This is a genomic window from Bacteroides sp. NSJ-39 (assembly GCF_014287315.1).
GTDB classification, from domain to species: Bacteria; Bacteroidota; Bacteroidia; order Bacteroidales; family Bacteroidaceae; genus Bacteroides; species Bacteroides finegoldii.
The window spans coordinates 1-24,759 of sequence record NZ_JACOOB010000004.1 but is presented as its reverse complement, the minus strand read 5'-3'; the positions used below and the strand labels follow the sequence as shown (position 1 = coordinate 24,759).

Genomic DNA, 24,759 nt, shown 5'->3' with positions numbered 1-24,759 from the left:
TTTTTTATATTAGTTAATTAATTGTTACCAGAAATACCAGTAGAAAGCTGCGGTAATAGCCAGGATAATTGCTGTATGGATAATATCCCAATGATTCCAACTTGCACGTGTAGCCGCTTTTTGTTCTTTCGTAGCCGTACCGAATACCAAGCCTTGAATCTTTTCCGCTGTCGGAGCTTTTGTAGCCAGGCTGACTGCGATTACGATAATGATGCAGAACAGGAACATCCATCCGCAGAAGAACAGCCAGTTCATATCATAGAACAGATATTTGAATGTAGAGTCTGCCACTTCTCCGGCATTGCTATAATATACTTTAGCACCCAGACGAGTTAAGCCGATAACCATACCGGCTATCAATCCCCACATACCACCTTGAGCGGAAGTACGCTTCCAGCAGATACCCAATAAGAAAGCGGCTGCGATACCCGGAGCCAATACAGACTGAACATCCTGCAAATAAGTATAAAGAACATCACCTACACTACGCATGATAGGAATCCAAAGGATACCTAAGATTACAATTACAACTGTTGCAATCTGGCCGATACCTACTAGTTTCTTTTCCGGAGTCTCCGGTCTGAAACGTTTGTAGAAGTCAATAGTAAACAACATGGCGGATGAGTTGAACAAAGAAGCTAAAGAACTCATCAAAGCTGCAAGGATACCGCATACAACCAGACCTTTCACACCGGCCGGCAACAATTTAGCGACCAAAGTGGGGAAAGCGGCATCAGCATTTGCTGTTCCGTTAGCCAGTAACGGAAGGAATCCTTCACCACCGGCACCGATATATTTCTGATGTAATGCAAATGCGATCATACCCGGAATAAGAAACAAGAAGACAGGCAGCAGTTTCAGGTAAGCACCGAAGATGGTACCGCGACGTGCTTCCATCTCATTCTTTCCGGAAAGTACACGCTGTACGATAAACTGGTCAGTACACCAATACCAGAATCCGATAATAGCGGAACCGATCAAAGCACCCAGCCAAGGGAAGTTCGGATCATCGTTACTACGGATCAGATTAGTCATTGTATCTCCGTAATCATTTACAGTTACCGCACCGCAAACTTTCATCATTTCGTCCCAGCCACCCAATTCTTTAAAACCAAGCACGAGGATGATCAACGAACCAAGCAGAAGGATAGGAGTCTGGAGTACAGAAGTATACAATACGGATTTCATACCCCCGAAGATAGTATAAAGTGCTGTCAGAACTACCAATCCGATTGCAGCAATCCAGAAGAAGTCGATTCCCCAAAGTTCTTTGATACCGAATACCTGTTGGAATACCAAACCACCGGCATAGACTGTTACAGCTACTTTGGTTAACACATAACTCACCAAAGAGATGACCGACAGGATGGTACGTGATTGAGGATTATAGCGGCGTTCCAGAAATTCCGGCATTGTATATACCATGCTTCGTGTATAGAATGGAACGAACACCCATCCCAGAATCAGAATCATCCATCCCTGAATTTCCCAATGAGCCATCGCCATACCACTGGAGGCTCCGGCTCCTGCCAGTCCGATCAAGTGTTCCGAACCGATGTTTGATGCGAAGATAGAGGCTCCGATTGCGAGCCAAGTTGCGTCACGTCCGCCTAAGAAATAATCTGCCGAGTCATTTTGTTTTTGTCTGACTACCCAAACAATAATACCGATCAGCGCCAAAAAAAAGACGCCGATTACCCCCCAATCTAATGCTTCCACAATAAATATGATTTATAAGTTAATATTATTTCTCTACTGAGAATTTGAAAATACATTCGCTGTTATAGGTTTGTCCCGGTTCCAGAACTACTGAAGGCCAATCAACTTTGTTGGGACTGTCTGGATAATGTTGCGTTTCCAGACATACGGAAGCACGTTGATTGTAAACGATCCCTTTCTTTCCGGTTACAGTACCGTCGAGGAAGTTACCTGTATAAACCTGGATACCCGGTTCGTTGGTATATACTTCCAGAGTGATACCGCTTTCCGGTGAAGTCAGTTTGGCAGCTACCTGCGAAATGTCTCCCTTAGTGTTCAGTACCCAATTGTGGTCATAACCGTTTCCGTTTTTCAACTGGACAAAATCATAGTTACTGATGTCTTGCCCTACTGTTTTCGGAGTCGTGAAGTCCATCGGAGTATCTTTTACCGGGGCAATTTCACCTGTTGTCATGAAAGTGCTGTCTACCGGAGTATAGTAGTCTGCATTCACATACAGAATATTGTCGGTTGAGGCTTTCGACGGATTACCGGCCAGGTTGAAATAAGAGTGGTTGGTCATGTTGATGATCGTCTTTTTGTCGGTAGTTGCGCTATATTTAATATCGATAGCGTTGTCTTCTGTCAGTGTGTAAGTGACTTTGGCTGTTACATTACCTGGAAAATTTTCATCACCGTCGGGTGAGATACGGGTTAGTTCCAATGTCATCGGATCAATAAGATTTGCCTCATATACTTGATATTGCCATCCCTTGGGACCTCCGTGCAGACAGTGCCCGAAATTGTTCTGTGGTAGCTGGATGGTATCACCGTCAAGAACAAAACGTCCTTGATTGATACGATTGGCATAACGTCCGATGGAAGCACCGAAGTCGCTGGGGACATTGATGTAGTCGGCAATACTATCGAAGCCTAAAACTACATCCTGCATCTTTCCGTTTTTGTCCGGTACCATGATAGACACGATACGACCTCCGAAATTAGTAATGCACACTTCCATGCCTGCTTTATTCTTTAAAGTATAAAGATTGGTTTGGGTATTATTTACTTCTGTTTGAAATTTTGCCGGATCAAGACCTGATAGAGTCAGCTCGGAAACCGGCTTGTTATTGCACGCAAAGAGCATAAGTGCGGCAAATCCTGCTAGTAGAAAATGTTTTTTCATGGTTATATTTTTTTATGTAAATGAGTTGATTATCTTAATTCGGGTGTAAAAGTAACACTTTGTTTCGGTGTGTTCAATACACTGATGTATGTTATACAACATAAAACGTAAAAAATGCACTTATTGTTATACCTTATTATTATATATAAAAGGGCGGATATAAAAAAAATATTTTTCTGATGAAGGAAAAATATTCGGTTGCGAATGTATATCGGTCTATGTGTTCGTATGTCCACCTGTGATTAGTGTAACGGGGCGTATTTTTGTACCATGATTGATGAACAAATACACTGATCTCCGATGGGGAAGGAAATTACTATCTGGCACATCAGGGACGCCTCTCTCCGCAGAATCAGTTGATGGCGCTGCATTTACGCCAGTTGTCCTTTACTCCGGAAGGTTGGCCGGTCGTTTCTCCCGAAAGGTATGCAGGTACACCGTCACGCCGTTTCACCGAAGCCGATCTGGCAGGGGAGTGGGAGATCATACGGGTACAGGAGCCGAGATATGAGTGTCAGTTGGAAGCCGGACAGATTCTTCCCGCTTCCATTTATTAAAAGACGGTACTTGTAACGGTGAAATGGTTGATGTGGAGGGAAAGTTTGTCCTTGCAAGCGGGAAGTGGCCTTTTTTGACCGAAAACTATCTGTTAATGCTTGATTTGGGTACGGAGAAGATAGAAAATCTGATTATCTTTGCAGGACACGACTGGGAGAATGAGACGGAAACCATTCTCTTTACCGGACTCGATAGTCGGGGACGTTCTGTCTGGGGAAAAAGAATAGAATAACTATATAATTTTTTATTGAAAACCATGAGAAGATACACAAATTTATTGGCTGTAGTGGCCTTATCTGCCGGAATGGCACTTCATGCGCAAACCAATGAAATGGTGATACAGACAAAGAAACTGGGAGCGGAAATCCAGCCTACCATGTACGGACTTTTTTTTGAGGATATCAACTATGCGGCCGACGGTGGCTTGTACGCCGAACTGGTGAAGAACCGCTCGTTTGAGTTTCCGCAGAACCTGATGGGATGGAAAACTTACGGTAAAGTAACTTTGATGGACGACGGTCCTTTTGAACGGAATCCGCATTATGTGCGTCTTTCCAATCCGGGACATGCCCATAAACATACCGGACTGGATAACGAAGGCTTCTTCGGTATCGGTGTCCGAAAAGGGGAGGAGTATCGTTTCTCTGTTTGGGCACGTCTGCCGCAGGGGAACGGAAAAGAAACATTGCGGATTGAATTGGTGGATACCAAATCTATGGGTGAACATCAGGCGTTTGCCACCGCTGACTTGACAGTCGATTCGAAAGAATGGAAGAAGTACCAGCTGATCTTGAAGCCGGGTATGACCCAGCCGAAATCGACACTTCGTATTTTCCTTACTTCCAAAGGAACAGTGGATCTGGAGCATATCTCTCTCTTCCCGGTCGATACGTGGAAAGGACATGAAAACGGACTTCGCAAGGACTTGGCACAGGCTTTGGCAGATATCCATCCGGGAGTCTTCCGTTTTCCCGGTGGTTGCATTGTGGAAGGTACTGATTTGAATACCCGTTATGACTGGAAGAAATCGGTGGGTCCGGTAGAAAACCGACCTTTGAACGAGAACCGTTGGCAGTACACTTTTACCCATCGTTTCTATCCGGATTATTATCAGAGTTACGGATTGGGATTCTATGAATACTTCCTGTTATCGGAAGAAATGGGTGCCGAACCGCTTCCTATTTTGAATTGCGGTCTTTCCTGCCAATACCAGAATAACGATCCGAAAGCGCACGTTGCCGTTTGCGATCTGGACGGTTATATTCAGGATGCACTCGATCTGATTGAGTTCGCCAATGGTGATGTGAACTCTACATGGGGAAAGGTGCGCGCCGATATGGGACATCCTGCTCCTTTCAACCTGAAATTTATCGGTATCGGTAACGAGCAATGGGGAAAAGAATATCCGGAACGTCTTGAACCGTTCATAAAGGCTATTCGTAAGGCTTATCCGGATATGAAGATTGTAGGTAGTTCCGGCCCTAATTCCGAAGGAAAAGAATTTGATTATCTGTGGCCTGAAATGAAACGCTTGAAAGCTGATTTGGTAGACGAGCATTTCTATCGCCCTGAAAGTTGGTTCTTGGCTCAAGGTGCGCGTTATGATAATTACGACCGCAAAGGTCCGAAAGTTTTTGCCGGCGAATATGCTTGTCACGGTAAAGGTAAGAAATGGAATCATTTCCACGCAGCCTTGCTCGAGGCTGCCTTTATGACCGGTTTGGAACGTAATGCCGATATTGTCCATATGGCTACATACGCTCCGCTTTTCGCTCATGTGGAAGGATGGCAATGGCGTCCGGACATGATCTGGTTCGACAATCTGAATTCCGTACGCACCGTAAGCTACTATGTGCAACAGTTGTTTGCCCATAATAAGGGGACCAATGTTCTTCCGCTTACCATGAACAAGAGAAATGTGACGGGAGCTGAAGGACAGAACGGGCTTTTCGCCAGTGCGGTGTACGACAAGAATAAGAATGAGCTTATCGTAAAAGTAGCCAATACTTCCGATACGGCTCAACCGGTTTCGTTGAAATTTGAAGGCTTGAAGAAACAAAACGTATTATCTGACGGCCGTTGCATCAAGCTTCGCTCACTTGATTTGGACAAGGATAATACGCTTGAACAGCCTTTTGCCATCACTCCAAAGGAAACACCCGTGTCTATTCAGGGCCACGTGTTTACTGCCGAGCTGGAGCCGAACACATTCGCTGTTTATAAATTTACGAAGAAATAAAGGATAACATGATTCGTTTTAATAAAGCAAGGTTGGTTGGGGTTAGATTAGTTGTTTTATCATTTGTGCTGGCAGCCTTTACCGGGCTGTCGGCGCAGAATGATACTACGTTTGTTGCGAATGGAACCCCCATTATAAATATAAGTATGTAGGTGATCCCGCTGCTATGGTACATGATGGGAAAGTGTATATTTATGGCGGACACGATGAGTGTCCCCCTCCCAATGAGCATTATTTAATCAATGAGTGGTGTGTCTTTTCTTCTCCCGACTTGAAGACATGGACGGAGCATCCCGTTCCTTTGAAAGCGAAAGATTTCAGTTGGGCAAAGGGGGAAGCATGGGCAAGTCAGGTCATTGAACGGGACGGTAAGTTTTACTGGTATGTGACGGTGGAACATAAGACGATTCCCGGAAAGTCAATCGGTGTGGCTGTGTCGGATTCGCCTGTCTCTGTGCTTTAATCTTTAATTATATGTTGGGTTAGTAACGGATGAAGCTTGGAATCAAGTTCATCCACAATTAACGGATAACCAAAATCCAATTGGCCGATAACTAAAGCCGCTAAGTCAAATAATTTATTAGTTCCTGATGACTCATGTCCTTTCATCGAAAAACGGTTTTCTCCGATAATTTCTCCTTCATCATTGTATAAATGATTTTGGTATATAAAAGGGCGACTCTCCATTACGGAAAGCCGCCCTACATAATTATCTGATACAACCGGATGGTCTTTTATTCCAATCTGCGAGAACCGTCACCGATTACTACATCGTACACTTTCGGGCTTCTGCCGAATTTAGCTTTGAACGCAGCTTTGGTCTTTTCAACGAAGTTGTCATACAATTCGTTCTTGACAAGGTTGATTGTACAACCACCGAAACCGCCACCCATAACGCGTGAACCGGTTACACCGTATTCTTTAGCGCAGTCGTTCAGGAAGTCGAGTTCTTCGCAGCTTACTTCGTACAGCTTGCTCATGCCGTGATGAGTTTCGTACATCTTCTTACCTACAGTTTCGTAATCATCTTTTTCCAAAGCATCGCAAACGTCCAATACACGTTGGATTTCTTCGATTACGTATTCTGCACGCATATAGTCTTCGGCACTGATTTCAGCTTTAGCCTCTTCCAACATCTCCATCGTACAGTCACGCAGGAATTCTACGTGCGGATGTTTCTTCTGGATAGCGGCAACGGCAGCTTCACAACTTTGGCGGCGCTTGTTGTAAGCGGAAGAAGCCAATTCGTGCTTGACAACTGAATCCATCAACACCAGACGGTAACCTTCCGGATGGAACGGGAAATACTGATATTCCAATGAACGGCAATCCAGACGGATCAAGCTGCCGGCTTTACCGAATACGGAAGCGAATTGGTCCATGATACCGCAGTTCACGCCACAATAATTATGCTCTGTAGCCTGACCGACCTTAGCCAGTTCAAATTTATCTATCTTGTTGTCACCGAACAATTCGTTCAATGCGAAAGCGTATGTACTTTCCAAAGCAGCCGAAGAAGACATACCTGCACCCAGAGGCACATCACCTGCGAAAGCCGTATTGAATCCTTTTACGTCAACGCCACGTTTGATCATTTCACGGCAAACACCGAAAATATATCTTGCCCAACTTGCACGGGGAGCATCTTCCTCGTTCAAGCCGAATTCTACATAATCTTTCAAGTCGATAGAGTACGCTCTTACTTTGTCAGTACCGTTCGGTTTGATTTCTGCAATCATACCTTTGTCTACTGCACCCGGAAAAACGAATCCGCCATTGTAGTCGGTATGCTCACCGATCAGGTTGATACGGCCCGGAGAAGCATATAAAAAACCAGTAGTTCCGTCAAAGTGTTTGATAAAGCGACTTCTTACATATTCTGTATCCATGATATTGATATTTTAAAGATGAATAAATTAGTATATTATTATTCCACAGGAATGTCTTTGTTTACATTCTTGCAACCTACCAGACCGTAGAACAGCAGATAAGCAAGAGCGGCGATAATAACCCAGTAGCTCGGCATGAAACCTGCGATATCGGCAACTATACCCTGAATGACAGGAAGGATACCGCCACCGCAAACCAATACCATGAATAAGCCGGAAGCTGCAGCAAGATATTTGCCCAGTCCTTCTACTGCAAGGTTAAAGATACCACCCCACATAATGGAAGTACACAGTCCGACTAAAACTAGATACATGGCGTTAATAGGCACTTCGGCAAATCCGAAAGACAAACCACCCGTTTCGCTTTGTTGAAGTACAGGAAGATTCACTAATGTCTCAGTAGATGAGAAGATAGCAAGGATTACCAAGATCAAGCCTAAGCCGGAAGTAAATGTAAGCATAGCTTTACTGGATACTTTGGCACCTAGTGAAGCACCGGCCAGACGTCCGACCAACATTAAGAACCAATAAGTTCCTACTACGAATCCTGAGATTGTAGACGCTATACCTGCTCCACCTTTCTCTACAGAATCTGTCAAGAACAAATTCAAAGTACCCGGCACACCCACTTCAATACCTACATATACAAAGATTGCAATAGCTCCTAAGATGAAATGGCGGAATTTCAAAGCGCCTTTCATCAATTTTCCAATAGGTTCTGTTGAAGTAGCGGCATTGGGTTCCGGTATATGTACGAACAGGAGAACAAAGAATGCAAAAGCAAATACAGCCATTGCGGTATACATCACAGGGAATATCTGAGAGATAGTCGCTTTTTCGATAGAACCGGCGATAAGGATACCTACAAACATCGGAGTAATGGTAGCCATTACAGAGTTGAAAGATCCACCGACCTGAATAAGTTGATTTCCTTTGTTGCCTTCACCTCCAAGTTTGTTCAACATCGGGTTTACGACCGTGTTAAGCAGACACATGGAGAAACCTGCAACGAATGCACCGATCAGATAAACGGCAAAAGCCATTTCCGGGCTTGAATGACCGGATAAGAATTGAATACCTACGCCTATGAAACCGATAGCCACTGCGATAAGTGCTGTTTTCTTATATCCCACACGTTGCAGCAGTATACCGCTTGGAATACCCATTACTGCATAAGCAATGAAGTTTCCGAAGTTTCCCAGCATGCCTAATGCGTTTGATACGTCGAACTGATTTTTTAGCACGATACCCATAGGGGCAGCAAGGTTAGTAACAAATGAAATCATACCGAAAAGGAAAATCATCGTAATGATTGCAATGATTTTACCGTTCTTTTTTTCTTGTGTCATGGTTCAAAAAAAATGTTAGTTTATAAATTAGGTTAGTTATTTTTAATTGTTATTCTTCTACGGAAAATTTGTAAATAGTGATTTGTTGGTACTCATCGCCCGGTAGCAAGGTAGCCGATGGAAAATGAGGTTTGTTCGGAGTATCCGGGAAACATTGAGCTTCAAAGCAGATAGCGCTTCTTGCAGGGAAGGTAGCACCGTGTGCGCCTTCGAATCCGTTGAGCCAGTTTCCGGTATAAAGCTGTACACCGGCTTCCGTTGTATATACTTCCATGAGACGTCCGCTTTTCGGATCCTTGCAGGTCGCGGCCAACTCAAGCGAACCGCTCTCTGTCTTGTTCAATACGTAGCAATGGTCATATCCTGCGCCGAATACCAATTGCTGGAACTTATCATCGATACGTTCGCCTACGGTGTGCGGAGTACGGAAATCCATCGGTGTACCTTCTACTTTGGCTATTTCTCCGGTAGGGATGGAAACTTCGTCAATAGGTGTATAGAAATCAGCGTTGATAGTAACGATATGGTCGTTGACAGTAGGAGTGGGAGCGGCTATGCCGGCAAGATTGAAGAAACCGTGATTGGTCAGATTGACTACTGTAGCTTTGTCCGTTGTAGCACGATATTCAATATTCAGAGCATTCACCTCGTCATCCAGGCGGTAAGTCATTTCTACTTCCAGATTACCGGGGAACCCCTCTTCGCCGTCGGCGGAAACATAATTGAATTGCACTGTGCCTTCATCAATCTGAACAGCGTCCCATACGCGGGCGTGGAAACCGGTAGGTCCTCCATGCAGGGAGTTCGGTCCGTTGTTGATGGTGAGTTCATGTTCTTCGCCGAACAAGGTGAATTTTCCTTTGGCAATGCGGTTGCCGTAACGTCCGATAGTCGTACTCAGGAAAGGTTCGGGACTGTTGATTACATGGTCGATACTGTCGTGTCCGAGAATCACGTTGGCATACTTACCGTTTTTATCCGGTACCATAATAGAAAGAATGGCGCATCCGTAATTTGTTACAGCTACTTCCATTCCCTTCTTGTTTTTGAGGATAAATAAATCAGTCTCTTTATTGTTTATCTCCTTTTGGAAATCTTTCCGGCTGAGCCCTGATAGATTCCCTTCTGTTGGGAATGTGTTATTCATGTCTGGTATTATTAAAATTTCCTGCAAATAAAAGGAAATTCTTTCTTACTCACAAATATTCCTATTAAATATAGTCTAAAATTTGAACTATTTTTCGTATGTTTGTTCCCGGATTGAAACAATCCGAGCGAATTTAATCTAAGTTTATAACAAGAAAAACAAAAATGTATCCATTAAAATTCGAACCCATTCTGAAGCAGACGCTTTGGGGGGGCGACAAAATTATTCCGTTCAAGCATCTGAACGCTGACTTGAAGGGAGTAGGAGAAAGCTGGGAGATTTCCGGCGTTGAAGACAATGAGTCCGTTGTGGCGAATGGCCCGGACAAAGGTTTAACCTTGGCTGATATGGTAAGAAGGTATCGCGAGGAATTGGTGGGAGAAGCGAACTATGCTCGTTTCGGAAACAAATTTCCGTTGCTCATCAAGTTTATCGACGCTAAACAGGATTTGTCCATCCAGGTACACCCGACAGACGAACTGGCGAAGAAACGCCATAATTCAATGGGTAAAACAGAAATGTGGTATGTGGTAGATGCCGACAAAGGAGCAAAGTTGCGTTCGGGATTTTCCGAACAGATTACTCCGAAAGAATATAAAGAACGTGTGTTGAACAATACGATCACTGACGTATTGCAGGAATACGAGATTCATCCGGGTGATGTGTTCTTTCTTCCTGCCGGACGTGTGCACAGTATTGGGGCAGGTTCATTCATCGCCGAGATTCAGCAGACTTCCGACATCACTTACCGTATCTACGACTTCAACCGTAAAGATGCGAATGGTAAAACCCGTGAGCTTCACACTGATTTAGCCCGTGAAGCCATCAACTATGAGGTATTGGATGATTATCGCACGAAGTACGAACCTTTGAAGGATGAACCGGTGGAATTGGTGGCTTGTCCTTACTTCACTACTTCTTTGTATGACATGACTGAAGAAATCAGTTGTGATTATTCGGAACTCGACTCATTCGTGATCTTTATCTGTATGGAGGGATCATGTGTGATGAAAGATAATGAAGGCAATGAACTGACAGTCAATGCGGGAGAATCGATCTTGCTGCCTGCTACGACGCAGGATGTCACTATTACTCCCGTAGGAGGTAATGTGAAACTGTTGGAAACGTACGTATAATTAATACTTAATCGCCATAATTTAGTCATCCGACTTTGTTCTGTTATGATAATGGGCAAAGCCGGGTGACTTTTTATTATATAGATGTAATACATAAATTAATTAGTAATGTAAATGAAAAACAAAAAAGGATTTAGCCGATGTGCGAATGATTACATCGGTCGTTTGCGTGAGGAAGGACGTTATTCTACGGCTCATGTTTATCAGAGTGCCATTTTTTCGTTCAGTAAGTTTTGTGGTACGTGTAATGTGTCGTTCAGACAAATTACTCGTGAGTGTTTGCGGCTTTACGAGGAGCACCTTTGTGAGCGTGGCTTAAAGCCCAATACCGTTTCTACGTATATGCGTATGATTCGTAGTATCTATAATCGTGGCGTGAAAGCCGGCAATACACCCTATGTGTTTGCTCTGTTTCATGAAGCTTATACAGGGATCGATGTCCGGCAAAAGAAGGCGTTACCTCTCTTCGAGTTATATAAACTTCTGTATGAAGATCCCCAATCGGAACGTTTGCGCCGTACACAGGACATTGCTTCCCTGATGTTTCAGCTCTGTGGAATGCCGTTCGTCGATCTGGCTCATATGGAAAAGTCGGCTCTTGAAAATAATGTACTGCGTTACAAACGTGTCAAGACCAAAACTATTATGTGTGTGGAAGTGCTTGATAGCGCGATGGAGAAGATGAACCGACTCTGGAATACGCGTGAGCCCCAACCGAATTGTCCCGACTACCTGTTTGATATTCTTCGCGGGGATAGGAGCCGGAAAGATGAAAGAGCTTATCGGGAATACCAGTCCGCCCTCCGGAAATTTAATAACGATTTGAAAGAACTGGCAAGAGTCCTACATTTAAAATCACCTGTCACTTCGTACGCATTACGCCATTCTTGGGCTACTATTGCCAAATATAGGGGCGTATCTATCGAAATGATCAGTGAGGCATTAGGGCATAAATCCATAAAAACCACACAAACTTATTTGAAAGGCTTCGGACTTAAGGAACAGACAGAGGTAAATAAAGGAAATTTATCTTACATCAAAAATAGCCATTCAGGCAAGTAAAAAGTTGCAAAGTGCTATAAATCAATAGTGAATAGTAGTAGTTACTTCTTAGGTAACGGAATTAAAATTTGTCGCAAAGATAGTCAAAAACATAGATAGTAAACAAGTAATCCTTTAATTTTTTTCGTTTTATTCGATTTTTTGAATAAAAAATGCTTGAACATGAAATAACAGTATTTTCATGTTCTATGTTTCCTTTTGCCTAATTTCAAGATTTTTTCTTACTAATTATTAGGCTCTTACCTTTTTATACCCATTTGTATGTATAAATTCTCTCTATACCGTCAAAGTGCATTTTATCCGTTACCTAAGAAGTAACGGATGCATATGGGGTAAAAAAACATGATTTTAACAAACCGAAAATCAGAAAATGCTGGGCCTAGTAATGGGACAGGGGAAGGCGTAGCACACTCTAAACGCTGGTATGTCGCCCTGGTTCGTATGCACCATGAGAAGAAGGTTGCCGAGTATTTAGGTAAAATGGGGATTGAGAATTTTGTTCCTGTCCAGCAGGAGATTCATCAGTGGAGTGACCGTCGTAAGATGGTTGAAGCAGTTCTTCTTCCAATGATGGTATTTGTCCATGCCGATCCGAAGGAACGTAAAGAAGTTCTAACTCTTTCTACAGTTAGTCGCTATATGGTGATGCGAGGTGAGAGCACGCCGGCAGTGATTCCCGATGAGCAGATGGCTCGTTTCCGTTTCATGCTCGATTATTCCGAAGAAGCTATTTGTATGAGTAGTTCCCCTTTGGCACGTGGTGAAAAAGTACGTGTCATCAAGGGTCCTTTGACCGGACTGGTTGGTGAGCTGGTCAATGTCGATGGCAAAAGCAAGATTGCCGTCCGGCTGAATATGCTGGGATGCGCTTGTGTCAATATGCCTATTGGTTATGTCGAGGCTATCTGCGAGAAAAACTAATCCCGTCATCATTTATCCACCATTCACATGAATACGAAATTATCCGGTGCTTTTGCACTGATATTCTTTTTTTTCTTTTTCTCGGCTTGCCAGTCCTATAAGAAAGTACCTTACTTGCAGGATGCGGAAATTTTGAAACAGGCGAATACGCAAGTTGCGCCTGTTCAGGACGCAAGGCTGATACCGGGTGATGAAGTTTCCATTCTTGTATCAACTTCCGATCCGGTTGTTTCGCAGCCTTTCAATGCGCAAGGCAGTACGTTTCTATTGGACGATCAGGGAAATATCAATTATCCGGTTCTAGGTAAACTTCCTTTGAATGGTTTAACAAGTCGTGAAGCTGAAAACCTGATAACGGAGAGACTGAAAGCATATGTGAAAGAAAGACCTACGGTAGTAGTCCGTATGTCCGGCTTCAAAGTTTCAGTTTTGGGAGAAGTGGGGGCTCCGGGTGTCTATCCGGTGGTGAATGAGCAAATCAATGTGCTCGAAGCCCTTGCCATGGCAGGAGATTTGACCATTTATGGTGTTCGTGATAATGTGAAACTAATCCGCGAAGACAAGAACGGGCATAAACAGTTTGTCACACTCAATCTGAACGACGCGGATCTGTTATTGTCACCTTACTATCAGTTGCAACAGAATGACATCCTGTATGTCACTCCCAATAAAATCAAAGCGCAGAGTGCGGACATCGGCACAAGTACCACGATGTGGATTTCGGGATTTTCCATCTTAATGTCTATTGCCAGTCTGCTGATCAATATACTTAGATAATACTTTATAATTCCCGGTAAGTACGCATAGGGCTACATACAGCTCTGTACTCCGATTAAGCCTCCGATAGCGAAGACTCTGTGTGCTCTGCGTCCTCTGTGGTGAATCCCTTAAGCAGCCGGATCAGGCGCTTCACCGCCACCATCCGGTTTCGGATCAGGGGTATCACCCGAGTCAGAACCTCCTCCGGCAGTTGTCGGTTTCTGATATTCGGTCTGCTGTTTCAACTGGCTGTCGAGTTTCAGGTTGGTGGTTGACAAATTACCGGTAGCACGGGCTTTCAGACGCATACCAGTGATGTTTTTCTCCAATGAGAAATCTTCCAGTGTATCAGCTGCCTTGCTGCGGATGCCCACACCAAAGATGGCAAGGTCGTCGATTTTCACACATTTGCCGTCGAGCAACAGTTCCTTGATGCAGTCTACCATGTCAGAAAGTACACCTTTGATGACACCACCGGAATACGGTGAATTGTGTTTCGACATATGTTCGGCAAGCTTGGCCAAATCAAACGTCTCGTCGCTTACCGCACGGGCGAACCACTTGCCTGCATTCAGGCCTTTCTGCTGTTGGTTTTGATAAATTTTGTAACGAATCATAAAACAATAAATAAAAGGGTTAAACATTGTGTCCGGGGGATTCTTTTCCCTTTCGACGATACAAAGATACAACCCTGAAACCCGCAGAAATCAATAGTCTACAGTTGCACGTGATTGTTGTCAATTATGCGCAGTAACGATCGGTTATTCAATGGAAAAACGTAGGATATGTGAATATGTTTTGTTATTTTTGTAACTGTAAATCAGAAACTTATTCATCATGAACGAATTCAAAATACGTGCCTATGGGCGCATGGAACTGGCGCAACTTTATTCTCCGACACTTACCGACATTGCTGCTTATCGAAAAATGAAGAAATGGATCTCTTTATGTCCCGGACTTCTGCAACGTCTGTACGACTTAGGGTACGAATCAAAGCGTCGCTCATTCACACCGTTGGAGGTGAGAGTGATTGTGGACGCTTTGGGAGAACCTTGAAGAAGTTGAGAGTTGAGAATTGAGAGTTGAGAGTTGAAAAATGAAAGTGGGAGATGGAGAGAGGAATAGAGGCGATTTGTGTGGGATAAAGCGGCGCTTTATGGTTGCTAAACCTATGCTTTACGAACGCTAAAGCGATGCTTTATTAAAATACAAGAAATACACTTTTACCCCCCTCTCCCTAACACACGCACACGTGCGTGCGCGTATAGATGCCTTTATCGTCTGCGTTGGTAAACAATCCTTTTTTAATCAGACGATTTAGCCAGCCGAAAGCGGTGTTAGGTTTGATTTTCATGATTGTAGCCTGCTCCGACAACTGTGCACGGGTGAATTGGTTGCCCATTGCTTCGAAAAGTGCATCCCGGTCGGCATTGGCTCTATGCTTGACTTCTGTGGAGGGAAGAAAAGACAAGATATGCGTGGCATGACGATAAAGCGGAGTTACAAGCTCCAGAACCGCTTTAAAATCTTCAGCGGTGATCGTTACATCCCAACGGGTGATAATGCCGTCTTTGATATTATCAGTGGCAATCTCCTTATCAGGAGTAAGCAGATGGATAGAAGAATTTTTGAATTGATAAGGTTGATCACATTCCAGTGCACGTATCATAGCTACTTCTGCCATGATACGGCACGTGTTGACAGCCAGTCGGGCGATGGAACTGCTCATTTCGTTGTCGTTGGCAAGTCCCGAACGGAAGAACAAATCGGAAAAGAGAGTGTTGAACTCTTGCTTTTGCTCGTCGGTGAGCCGGAGCGTATGGACTCCATGTGTTTTCATTAGGTCGAGTTGCTTTTTCCATTCCAGGCCTATGTCTGTGAAGATAGCTTCCAGATCGGCTTCGCCACTTTCAAACTGATTGATCCATGCCCATATACCATGCATGTAATAAAACAGTTGGCGCGAGAACAAACCGTTCTCTGTCGAGGGAATAAGTGGTTTCACTTGTGCGGGCGTACCGGAAAGCAGGACGGACAGATAGCTTTTCTTTACTTCCCGGTATTCCTGGTCGGTACGCCGGTTGTACGACAAACGGTCATGGTCGAACGCTTTGCGGAGCGTGTCGCTCCAGTGTCCGTATTCCGAGCCGATGGCAGCAGAAATAGTATCTGCTTCCGTTTCGCAGATAAGTCCTGTGCCGTTGGCATCCATGATATTTTGCAGAATACCAGTTCCGGTGTTATTGCCAGAGATGAGAAACATTCTGTTTTTGGGCATTTGGGGAGCTTCCACTTTGCTACGCTCTTTTCCCATGACGTCGTAGGCGGCTTTCTCTTTTTTGTAAGCCTTGACCTCTGTCGCTACTTGTTGGCGGATCTCGTCATGGATAGGTTCGACGAGCAGACGGATAAGCGAAAGAATTCCCTTACCCGAGGCAGAAGGAGCCACGATAAAACTTTGCAGGCAAGGAGACTGGAGTTTGCCGGCGTATGGACATCTCACATATCGTTCCATGCTGGCACCTATGGCAGTCAATGCTCCAATCAGCATGACGTCACGCTGGGTAGGGCTGGTGGCATAGCTCATGATGAGCAAGAGGATTTTCGGCCAGTCCGCTTCGGGGAAAGTGGGCAATGGCTGGTTCGGGTCACTACCGTTCAGCAGCTCTTCGGATTCGTCCGGTTCGTCATTCTCCACCTTATTATATACGTGTGCGTGTGTGAGAACTTTGGACGGTGTATTTTCCGTATTTTCTGTATTTCTACGGTTGTTCATAACTTCCGTATTACAGAGTTTCACATTTGCCATTTCGGCAAGATGGAAAGCCGTACCCAGGTGCACTTCCCCATGTCGGGTAGTGAGAGCATTGGAGAATATCCGTTCGGCATGTTCACGTTGGTACTTGGCGGACGTCCGGCACAAACGGTGGAAAAACTCGCGTCCCGCTTCTCCGCAATCTGTTGCGATGGCAAACGCCAGTTGTACATATTCAGTATAGGTAGGAGCAATATCCGCTCCTGCAGTTTCAACCGCTTCAGTGAGGCGGCGTAAAGATTCAATATCAGTCATTATTTTGATTTATGATTTATAATTTATGATTTATGGTTATTCGTTGGTGGCTCTAAATAATGCTCCCGGGTCATGGCAAAGGAAGCAGGATCTCACAATGTCTTTACCGGAAAAGTCCACGCCTTTTTTCTTTTCTCCGAAAGGAGGAGGTGTTCCTGTACCATAGATCATCACAGTGTATAACATTGCTAACTTCATTTTTTCCGTAATACAGTTTGCGTCATCGGCCATGGGTAAATGATTATAGGGTATGAAGGCTTTTACGCCCCGTCCGCTAGGACTGATAAACGTGAGCACAGGGTGGAGAAGAGGATCATTGAACAACGTCTTACGCATCTCCACTGCTTCCTGATAGGAGGTGAGATAGTCTATATCTACTACTGTTAGGAGGGAAGGATCTATGAGGCATTTGCTGCTGCGACGTGAGAATGTACCACAGGGAGTCACGTATGGTAATAGTGATGCTTTTGCCGTCCGTATATCTTCGGAGTTGCGTACTTGTTCGGTCAGAACTTTGAGATTCTCGTTGCAGGTAATCATTTGAAAGACTTGCTCTACGGAGACTTCGCAGCAGGGAATAAGCGTAGGAGGAGTAACTAGTTGTCCGTGTTCGTCTTTAATGGGCGCAATGGGAGGCATGAAATAAGACATTCTAAAATCGTTTGTCATAACGTATCTAATTATTTGATTATCGCCTTGAATTTTCAAAACGCGGGGCGAAGGTAGGAATAGCTTTTAAATCAACTGTTCTGACATATCAGAACAGTTATAGGTAGAATCATGTATTATTTAATAACTTTAACAATTAACAGAATTACAAAAATGAAAAAGTACTCTCATGTAGCACTCGGCCTTTTCATCGCCGAGCAGTTTAAGAAAGCAGGTGTGAAGATAGCTCCCATGTGCGCTGAAATAGGTTTGGGCAAAGCTGTCTACTATGCAAAGGTTATAAAAGGGGAGACGTTCGTTTAAGCCATTTCACCCGTCTTTTGGCTTACTTCTATGACTGTCATACCAAAGAGGAATTTCGAGCCAAAGCAATTGAATGGGTCGACCGTTATATTGATTATCGTGAGAAACACGGGTGATGGGAAAGAAATTTAATCAATTGATAATAAAATAATGCAGGAAGTCCAACGTTTCAATAAAGTCCTAAAATCTTTTGTCCTTCTAGGGGACATCATCTTATTGAACTTGCTGTTATGGATGTTTACTTCGATCTGGGAAAACCGGTCTCTATTTGAGTATTCAATGCCTCTTCTCCAGAATATGGCTCTGATGACTTTATGTTATCTGGTTTGCAACATCCGTTCAGGAGTGATCCTTCATCGTCCGGTGGTTCGCCCGGAACAAATTATGCTTCGGGTGGCCCGGAATATGATTCCTTTTGTATTGATAGTCTTTGGGCTTTCATATATATTCCATTTTGAATGTGTCAATCTGCGTCAGTTGGGGGTATTTTATATAGTTCTCATTATCGTTATCATTTCCTATCGTCTGATGTTCCGATCTATTCTGGAGCTTTATCGCAAAAGTGGGGAAAATGTCCGAAAGGTAGTGTTGGTGGGTAGCCATGAAAATATGCAGGAACTTTATCATTCCATGACGGATGATCCGACATCCGGGTATCGTGTATTGGGATATTTTGAAGATTTTCCGTCAGACCGCTATCCTATGAACATAGCTTATTTGGGACAGCCGTGTGAAGCTGTTGATTATTTGACTCGTAATGCGGGAAAGGTAGACCAACTTTATTGTAGTCTTCCTTCCGCCCGTAGTGTTGAAATAGTGCCGATTATCAACTATTGTGAGAATCATCTGATTCGTTTCTTTAGCGTTCCCAATGTCCGGAACTATTTGAAACGGAGAATGTATTTTGAAATGTTAGGTAATGTCCCGGTACTTTCTATCCGTCGTGAGCCACTTGAGTTATTGGAGAACCGTATTATGAAACGTGGCTTTGATATTATTTGCTCGCTACTGTTTCTTTGTACCCTTTTCCCGATTATATACATCATTGTGGGACTGGCTATAAAGATAAGTTCACCTGGGCCTGTCTTTTTCAAACAGAAACGAAGTGGGGAGGATGGTCGTGAATTCTGGTGTTATAAGTTTCGTTCAATGCGGGTAAATGCTCAATGTGATACATTACAGGCTACAGAACATGATCCTCGTAAAACCCGAATTGGCGATCTGATTCGTAAGACGAATGTGGATGAACTTCCTCAATTTATTAATGTCCTGAAAGGGGATATGTCTTTAGTGGGTCCCCGTCCGCACATGTTGAAGCACACAGAAGAATATTCTCATTTAATAAATAAATATATGGTTCGTCATTTTGTAAAGCCGGGTATTACAGGCTGGGCACAGGTGACAGGTTTCCGTGGAGAAACGAAGGAGCTTTGGCAGATGGAAGGACGTGTGCAACGTGACATCTGGTATATTGAGCATTGGACGTTTCTTTTGGATTTATATATCATGTATAAGACTGTGTATAATGTAATCCGCGGGGATAAAGAGGCTTATTAGGCGAAGAGTTGGAATTTGAATAAAAATTAAATCAATAGTTGTAATTTACATGAGTAGGTGGTTATGAGAAAATTGAAACGATTGACTTTGGGTGCGTTACTTGCTTTTTTGCTGGTATCCTGCCAATCATATAAGAAAGTGCCTTATTTGCAGGATACGGCTTTTGTGAATGATACAGAACAGAGTGTTCGTCAGACAGGTGTGAAGGTTATGCCCAAGGATTTGTTGACGATTGCCGTATCTTGTTCTACTCCGGAACTGGCTGCACCTTTCAATCTGGTAAATTCGGGTACTGCTAATGGAACAGAGGGAAAGACGGTAGGACAAGGAAACGCGTCATCTGCTCTACAGCAATATTTAGTAGATAATCAAGGGAATATAAACTTTCCAGTGTTAGGAGAGATTCATGTAGGTGGATTGACTAAACTGGAGATAGAAAATCTGATTATAGATAAGTTGAAGGTTTATTTAAAAGAAGCACCGCTTGTAACTGTGCGTATTGTTAATTATCGGATTTCAGTGTTGGGTGAAGTCGCTAGTCCGGGTAGTTTTGTGGTTTCTAACGAAAAGATTAATTTGCTGGAAGCACTCGCTATGGCAGGTGATTTGACTATTTATGGTATGCGCGATAATGTGAAATTAATCCGGACTGGACTGGATAATAAACAGGAGATTATAACTCTGGACTTGAATAAGGCCGAAACGGTACTTTCGCCTTATTATCAGCTACAACAGAATGATATAATTTATGTGACACCTAATAAGACTAAGGCGAAGAATTCGGATATTGGGGCCAGTACCGGCTTGTGGTTCTCTGGCATTTCAATTTTGATGTCAATAGCCAATTTATTAATAACTATATTACGATAAAATTAATAAAATAATTGATCAACAATGAAAGAAAATCCGTACGAAAATAATATGAATGAACAGGATGAGGAGAAAATCAATTATCAGGAACTTCTTTTCAGATATATAATCCATTGGCCTTGGTTTGTCGCTTCTGTTTTGGTCTGTCTGATTGGTGCCTGGGTGTATTTACATTTTCAAACTCCCGTGTATCAAGTTTCCGCTTCCATCATGATTAAGGATGATAAGAAGGGCAGTGGTTCTACTGATTTGGGGAACTTGGGAATAGGTGGAGTAATTACTTCCACGCAAGGTATTGATAATGAAATAGAAGTCTTGCGTTCAAAAACAATATTGAAAGAAGTGGTCAATAATCTGGAACTTTATATCACTTATTATGATGAGGATGAATTTCCGGAAAAAGAGTTGTATCAGACTTCTCCAGTCATAGTCAACCTGACAGCCCAAGAAGCGGATAAATTGCCGGGTTCTGCTTTGCTTGCCATGAAATTGTCTCCTGAAGGCGTTCTGGATGTAAATCTGAAAGTCGGTTTGAATGAATATAATCAGCGTTTTGAAAAACTGCCTGCCGTCTTACCTACTGACGCGGGTACGTTTGGATTTGCGTTGAAAGATTCATTGTCAGGCGGTCAGATGGAGGGGCATAAAGGTGAACGGCATATCCGCGCGGTGGTCAGCCGACCATTTGGAGTGGCAAAGGGATATCAGGGCGCGTTAAGTATAGCCCCGACTTCTAGGACTACTTCTGTTGCCGTGGTCTCATTGATGAATACGAATATACAACGTGCCCGTGACTTTATCAATAAGTTGATGGAGATGTATAACCGGAATACGAATAATGACAAGAATGAGGTGGCTGAAAAGACGAGGGAATTTATCAATGAGCGTATTAAAATTATAGACGAGGAACTGGGTAGTACGGAGGATAAGCTGGAAGCTTTTAAAAGAAACGCAGGCTTGACGGACATTAGCAGTGACGCTCAATTGGCCGTATCTGGAAATGCGGAATATGAAAAGAGGCGTGTGGATAACGGAACACAGATAAATTTAGTTCGTGATCTCATTAAATACATCAATAATCCGTTGAATGAGTATGAACTGTTACCTGGTAATATTGGTTTGTCTGACGCTGGACTGACCACCCAGATAGGACGTTATAATGAATTGATAATCGAACGTAAGCGTTTGCTTCGTACTTCTACGGAGAGTAATCCGATGATTGTGAATCTGGATACGAGTATTCGTGCAATGAAGTCAAACGTGCAGGCTGCAATTAATGGAACTTTGCAGGGCTTGCTTATTGTCAAGGCTGATTTGGAGCGTGAGGCGGGCCGCTTCTCCCGTCGTATCAGTGACGCTCCGGGACAGGAACGGCAGTATGTGAGTATTGCACGTCAACAGGAAATCAAGGCAGGGCTTTATTTGATGCTTTTGCAGAAACGTGAAGAGAATGCTATTACATTAGCTGCTACTGCGAATAATGCCAAGATTATTGACGAACCAGTGGCGACAGGAGGACCGCTTTCTCCAAAACCTAATATGATTTATATGATTGCTCTGGTACTAGGAGTGGGGATGCCTGTTGGTGTCATTTTTCTGATAGGTCTAACAAAATTCAAGATTGAAGGTCGTGGTGATGTGGAGAAACTGACTCGTCTGCCTATTGTAGGGGATGTACCTCTGACTACTGAAAGAACAGGTTCCATAGCCGTATTTGAGAATCAGAATAACCTGATGAGTGAGACTTTTCGCAATGTTCGTACGAATCTTCAGTTTATGCTTGAGAATGATCAGAAAGTAATTTTGGTGACTTCAACAATCAGTGGTGAAGGTAAGTCATTTGTTGCCTCGAATCTTGCTATCAGCCTTTCTTTGTTAGGAAAGAAGGTGGTCATTGTCGGCCTTGATATCCGTAAACCTGGTTTGAACAAGGTCTTTAATATTTCTCGAAAGGAGCAGGGCATTACCCAATATCTGTCGAATCCTGAAAAGAATCTGATGGATTTCGTTCAGGTTTCTGATGTGAGCAAGAGTCTGTATATTCTTCCCGGTGGTACGGTTCCTCCCAATCCTACAGAATTATTGGCTCGTGATGGCTTGGATAAGGCGGTTGAAACGTTGAAAAAGAATTTTGATTATGTGATTTTGGATACCGCCCCCATCGGTATGGTTACGGATACTTTGCTCATAGGTCGTGTAGCGGATTTGGCAGTCTATGTCTGTCGTGCCGATTATACCCGAAAAGCCGAATATACATTAATTAATGAATTGGCTGAAAACAATAAGCTGCCCAATCTCTGTACGATAATTAATGGTCTGGATCTTCAGAAGAAGAAATATGGCTATTATTACGGGTATGGTAAATATGGCAAGTACTATGGTTATGGTAAGCGTTATGGCTATGGTTATGGCTATGGGGAACATAAAATAAAAGAAGAGTAAATAGCAATATTCAATCTTGCATTTAAGATCTTTTTTGAGGAACTATTTGTAGAAGAATAACCGGCAGTATCATTGTTTGAGAAAATGTGCTATCTTTGCAAGTAAATGTAAGTTAGATTATGATTGATGCTATAACAATAGAAGGCTATAAGTCCATCAAGGCTCAAGAGGTGAAATTAAGTCCCATCAATATCTTGATAGGTGGAAATGGTATAGGCAAGACTAATTTTATTTCAGCCTTTGAACTGATACGTGATATCTATGAGCAACAATTGCAAAATCATGTATTGAGAAAAGGAGGGGCCAACTGTCTGCTTTATAATGGCAAGAAGTATACTGACCGAATCACTGTGGACTTGTTGTTTACGCATGACCACAGTAAAAATAGATATATTGTCGTGTTGGAGGAATCACAGGACCGATTGTTTGTGAAAGAAGCGAAAACAGCCTTCCTTAGTGGAGCGGTTTGGCATATCCAGACCTGCGACACAAATAAGGAAGAGGCGTCTATCAAGCAAGACCGTTGTGGACAGGCGTGGTATGTAGGCCCTCTGTTGGAACAGTTTGAGATTTATCATTTCCATGATACGGGAGATAAGTCGCCTATGAAAGACTTTGCACCTTTACACGACAATGTACGTCTCAAACGTGACGGATCGAACATTGCGCCATATTTATATTTGCTGAAACAGAAATATCTCAAGCATTACCTGCGAATAGAGAAAATGGTGGCATCGGTTTCTCCTTTTTTCGACTCATTCGTGCTTGAGCCCAATCGATTGAATCCGAATACGATTCGTCTTGAATGGAAACAGAAAGATGTGCCGGATATGACATTCAATGCTTATCAGTTGTCCGATGGCTCTTTGCGCTTCATTTGTCTGGCTGCGTTACTGATGCAACCCGAACCGCCTCAAACCATTTTGATAGACGAACCGGAACTGGGGTTGCATCCCTTGGCCATTAACAAACTCTGCGCCATGTTGAAGAAAGTATCTTCAAGCTCTCAAATCATCGTATCGACGCAGTCCGTGAATTTGGTGGATAATTTCGCACCGGAAGATATTATCGTCGCTGATAGAAAAGGAAACGAAACAGTATTCTGTCGTCTGGACGGAAAGGAATTGGAGGGGTGGCTGAAGGATTATAGTATGGGCGAGTTGTGGGAGAAAAATCTTGTTGGCGGACAGCCTTTCTAAAGCGGATTGGCACTATGGAAAAAGGAAACAGACTGGTTTTTATCGTAGAGGGTGATTGTGAGGTTGCTTTCATTAATAAGATGATTATTCCCTATCTTTATAAGTATGTCGGGACTTCCCAATGGAGCATGAATGCCCAAAAGATTACCACTAATCGTAAGCTGAACAGAAAAGGTGGAAATGTGAACTATGCTTATTTGAAGAATGAGGTAGAGCGGGTGGCCGCCCAGCAAGGTAATGTGTGGATAACCACTTTCCTGGATTTCTTTAGATTACCTAATGATTTTCCTAACTACGGTCTTGAGTGTAGGAATATAGATGCTATCGAGGAAGGGATAAAGTCGGATCTGGGGTATGAAAGACTGGTGCCTTACATACAGAAGTATGAGTTTGAAACTTTATTGTTTGTTTCTATGGATGGATTTAATCTGTTGCTTGATGATAGGGGACAATTGGATCAGATTCAGGAAATCTTAGATTCTTATGCAAACGTCGAAGATATAAACGGAGGAGTGGAAACTGCGCCTTCGAAAAGACTGTCACGTATTTTTAATTATAACAAGGTAGCCGATAGTGGACTTGTACTGGGTCAGTAGAAATTTAGTGGGGATTATTTTTTATACTCGTGAAGTATTGCTTACTTCGCATTATGAAAAACGATTATTTGACCATGCTAGCCAGCCTCGTGTTGCCGGCGCAGATATT

23 protein-coding genes and 1 pseudogene are annotated in these 24,759 nt (G+C 43.3%); 15 read left to right on the top strand and 9 right to left on the bottom strand.

Going from position 1 to position 24,759, the window contains the following annotated elements:
• Window positions 1–24 precede the first annotated feature (24 nt).
• Together H8S63_RS05955 and H8S63_RS05950 are read right to left on the bottom strand one after the other, a co-directional pair.
• A complete protein-coding gene (locus H8S63_RS05955; protein ID WP_007753687.1) occupies window positions 25–1,719 on the bottom strand; it encodes a sodium:solute symporter in 1,695 nt (564 codons plus the stop codon).
• A 25-nt stretch (window positions 1,720–1,744) separates the two neighbouring features.
• Window positions 1,745–2,884 carry an aldose epimerase family protein gene (locus H8S63_RS05950; RefSeq protein WP_055278279.1) on the bottom strand — a complete coding sequence of 380 codons (1,140 nt, stop codon included), beginning with the start codon at window positions 2,882–2,884 and terminating at the stop codon, window positions 1,745–1,747.
• A gap of 359 nt (window positions 2,885–3,243) precedes the next feature.
• Between H8S63_RS05950 and H8S63_RS19975 the strand changes: the two genes are divergently transcribed.
• The 4 genes and pseudogenes from H8S63_RS19975 to H8S63_RS05935 form a co-directional block, all read left to right on the top strand.
• Window positions 3,244–3,441: a hypothetical protein gene (locus H8S63_RS19975; RefSeq protein ID WP_255467631.1), complete on the top strand. Its 198-nt coding sequence runs from the start codon at window positions 3,244–3,246 to the stop codon at window positions 3,439–3,441.
• A gap of 23 nt (window positions 3,442–3,464) precedes the next feature.
• Window positions 3,465–3,674, top strand: coding sequence for a lipocalin-like domain-containing protein (locus H8S63_RS19970; RefSeq protein WP_007753693.1), 210 nt, complete (start codon window positions 3,465–3,467; stop codon window positions 3,672–3,674).
• Window positions 3,675–3,698: 24 nt separating this feature from the next.
• Complete coding sequence (locus H8S63_RS05940; protein WP_186926074.1) at window positions 3,699–5,681, top strand: alpha-L-arabinofuranosidase C-terminal domain-containing protein; 1,983 nt, start codon at window positions 3,699–3,701, stop codon at window positions 5,679–5,681.
• 8 nt (window positions 5,682–5,689) lie between these two features.
• Window positions 5,690–6,132, top strand: a pseudogene (locus H8S63_RS05935) (family 43 glycosylhydrolase); the annotation flags it as partial.
• An 8-nt stretch (window positions 6,133–6,140) separates the two neighbouring features.
• On the opposite strand, the gene H8S63_RS05930 reads toward H8S63_RS05935, so the two are convergent.
• The 4 genes from H8S63_RS05930 to H8S63_RS05915 form a co-directional block, all read right to left on the bottom strand.
• Window positions 6,141–6,290 carry an ATP-binding protein gene (locus H8S63_RS05930; RefSeq protein WP_237924148.1) on the bottom strand — a complete coding sequence of 50 codons (150 nt, stop codon included), beginning with the start codon at window positions 6,288–6,290 and terminating at the stop codon, window positions 6,141–6,143.
• 125 nt (window positions 6,291–6,415) lie between these two features.
• The gene (galK, locus tag H8S63_RS05925; protein WP_007753699.1) at window positions 6,416–7,570 is read right to left on the bottom strand and encodes a galactokinase; all 1,155 of its coding nucleotides are present in this window, start codon (window positions 7,568–7,570) and stop codon (window positions 6,416–6,418) included.
• Between the two features lie 38 nt (window positions 7,571–7,608).
• Window positions 7,609–8,919: an MFS transporter gene (locus tag H8S63_RS05920; protein WP_007753700.1), complete on the bottom strand. Its 1,311-nt coding sequence runs from the start codon at window positions 8,917–8,919 to the stop codon at window positions 7,609–7,611.
• A gap of 49 nt (window positions 8,920–8,968) precedes the next feature.
• Window positions 8,969–10,066 carry an aldose epimerase family protein gene (locus tag H8S63_RS05915; RefSeq protein WP_186926072.1) on the bottom strand — a complete coding sequence of 366 codons (1,098 nt, stop codon included), beginning with the start codon at window positions 10,064–10,066 and terminating at the stop codon, window positions 8,969–8,971.
• 164 nt (window positions 10,067–10,230) lie between these two features.
• On the opposite strand from H8S63_RS05915, the gene H8S63_RS05910 reads away from it, so the two are divergent.
• From H8S63_RS05910 to H8S63_RS05895, 4 genes are all read left to right on the top strand, one after another.
• The gene (locus H8S63_RS05910; protein ID WP_007759244.1) at window positions 10,231–11,202 is read left to right on the top strand and encodes a type I phosphomannose isomerase catalytic subunit; all 972 of its coding nucleotides are present in this window, start codon (window positions 10,231–10,233) and stop codon (window positions 11,200–11,202) included.
• 114 nt (window positions 11,203–11,316) lie between these two features.
• Complete coding sequence (locus H8S63_RS05905) at window positions 11,317–12,264, top strand: site-specific integrase (protein WP_186926070.1); 948 nt, start codon at window positions 11,317–11,319, stop codon at window positions 12,262–12,264.
• Window positions 12,265–12,606: 342 nt separating this feature from the next.
• A complete protein-coding gene (locus H8S63_RS05900) occupies window positions 12,607–13,185 on the top strand; it encodes a UpxY family transcription antiterminator (protein ID WP_007759250.1) in 579 nt (192 codons plus the stop codon).
• A 27-nt stretch (window positions 13,186–13,212) separates the two neighbouring features.
• A complete protein-coding gene (locus H8S63_RS05895; protein WP_186926068.1) occupies window positions 13,213–13,962 on the top strand; it encodes a polysaccharide biosynthesis/export family protein in 750 nt (249 codons plus the stop codon).
• 110 nt (window positions 13,963–14,072) lie between these two features.
• Here the strand turns inward: H8S63_RS05895 and H8S63_RS05890 are convergent, their stop codons facing one another.
• Window positions 14,073–14,561, bottom strand: coding sequence for a DNA-binding protein (locus H8S63_RS05890; RefSeq protein WP_007759257.1), 489 nt, complete (start codon window positions 14,559–14,561; stop codon window positions 14,073–14,075).
• Window positions 14,562–14,781: 220 nt separating this feature from the next.
• Here H8S63_RS05890 and H8S63_RS05885 point away from each other — a divergent pair, with 220 nt between their 5' ends.
• Window positions 14,782–15,000, top strand: a complete 219-nt coding sequence (locus H8S63_RS05885) for a DUF4248 domain-containing protein (protein WP_186926066.1) — start codon at window positions 14,782–14,784, stop codon at window positions 14,998–15,000.
• Between the two features lie 181 nt (window positions 15,001–15,181).
• Here the strand turns inward: H8S63_RS05885 and H8S63_RS05880 are convergent, their stop codons facing one another.
• Entirely contained in the window at window positions 15,182–17,014 is a 1,833-nt protein-coding gene (locus tag H8S63_RS05880; protein ID WP_186926063.1) for a DUF3987 domain-containing protein, read from the bottom strand.
• Between the two features lie 36 nt (window positions 17,015–17,050).
• A complete protein-coding gene (locus tag H8S63_RS05875) occupies window positions 17,051–17,683 on the bottom strand; it encodes a BT4734/BF3469 family protein (RefSeq protein WP_061448687.1) in 633 nt (210 codons plus the stop codon).
• Window positions 17,684–17,836: 153 nt separating this feature from the next.
• On the opposite strand from H8S63_RS05875, the gene H8S63_RS05870 reads away from it, so the two are divergent.
• The 6 genes from H8S63_RS05870 (at window position 17,837) to H8S63_RS05845 (ending at window position 24,650) form a co-directional block, all read left to right on the top strand.
• Window positions 17,837–17,986 carry a hypothetical protein gene (locus tag H8S63_RS05870; protein ID WP_008021935.1) on the top strand — a complete coding sequence of 50 codons (150 nt, stop codon included), beginning with the start codon at window positions 17,837–17,839 and terminating at the stop codon, window positions 17,984–17,986.
• A 150-nt stretch (window positions 17,987–18,136) separates the two neighbouring features.
• Window positions 18,137–19,543, top strand: coding sequence for an undecaprenyl-phosphate glucose phosphotransferase (locus H8S63_RS05865; RefSeq protein ID WP_061448671.1), 1,407 nt, complete (start codon window positions 18,137–18,139; stop codon window positions 19,541–19,543).
• A gap of 57 nt (window positions 19,544–19,600) precedes the next feature.
• Window positions 19,601–20,413, top strand: coding sequence for a polysaccharide biosynthesis/export family protein (locus H8S63_RS05860; RefSeq protein WP_138343524.1), 813 nt, complete (start codon window positions 19,601–19,603; stop codon window positions 20,411–20,413).
• A gap of 24 nt (window positions 20,414–20,437) precedes the next feature.
• On the top strand, window positions 20,438–22,855 hold the full coding sequence (locus H8S63_RS05855) for a polysaccharide biosynthesis tyrosine autokinase (RefSeq protein ID WP_186926061.1): 2,418 nt from the start codon (window positions 20,438–20,440) through the stop codon (window positions 22,853–22,855).
• A 119-nt stretch (window positions 22,856–22,974) separates the two neighbouring features.
• Window positions 22,975–24,054, top strand: a complete 1,080-nt coding sequence (locus H8S63_RS05850; RefSeq protein WP_186926059.1) for an AAA family ATPase — start codon at window positions 22,975–22,977, stop codon at window positions 24,052–24,054.
• Window positions 24,055–24,068: 14 nt separating this feature from the next.
• Window positions 24,069–24,650, top strand: coding sequence for a DUF4276 family protein (locus H8S63_RS05845; RefSeq protein ID WP_255467630.1), 582 nt, complete (start codon window positions 24,069–24,071; stop codon window positions 24,648–24,650).
• Window positions 24,651–24,759 lie beyond the last annotated feature (109 nt).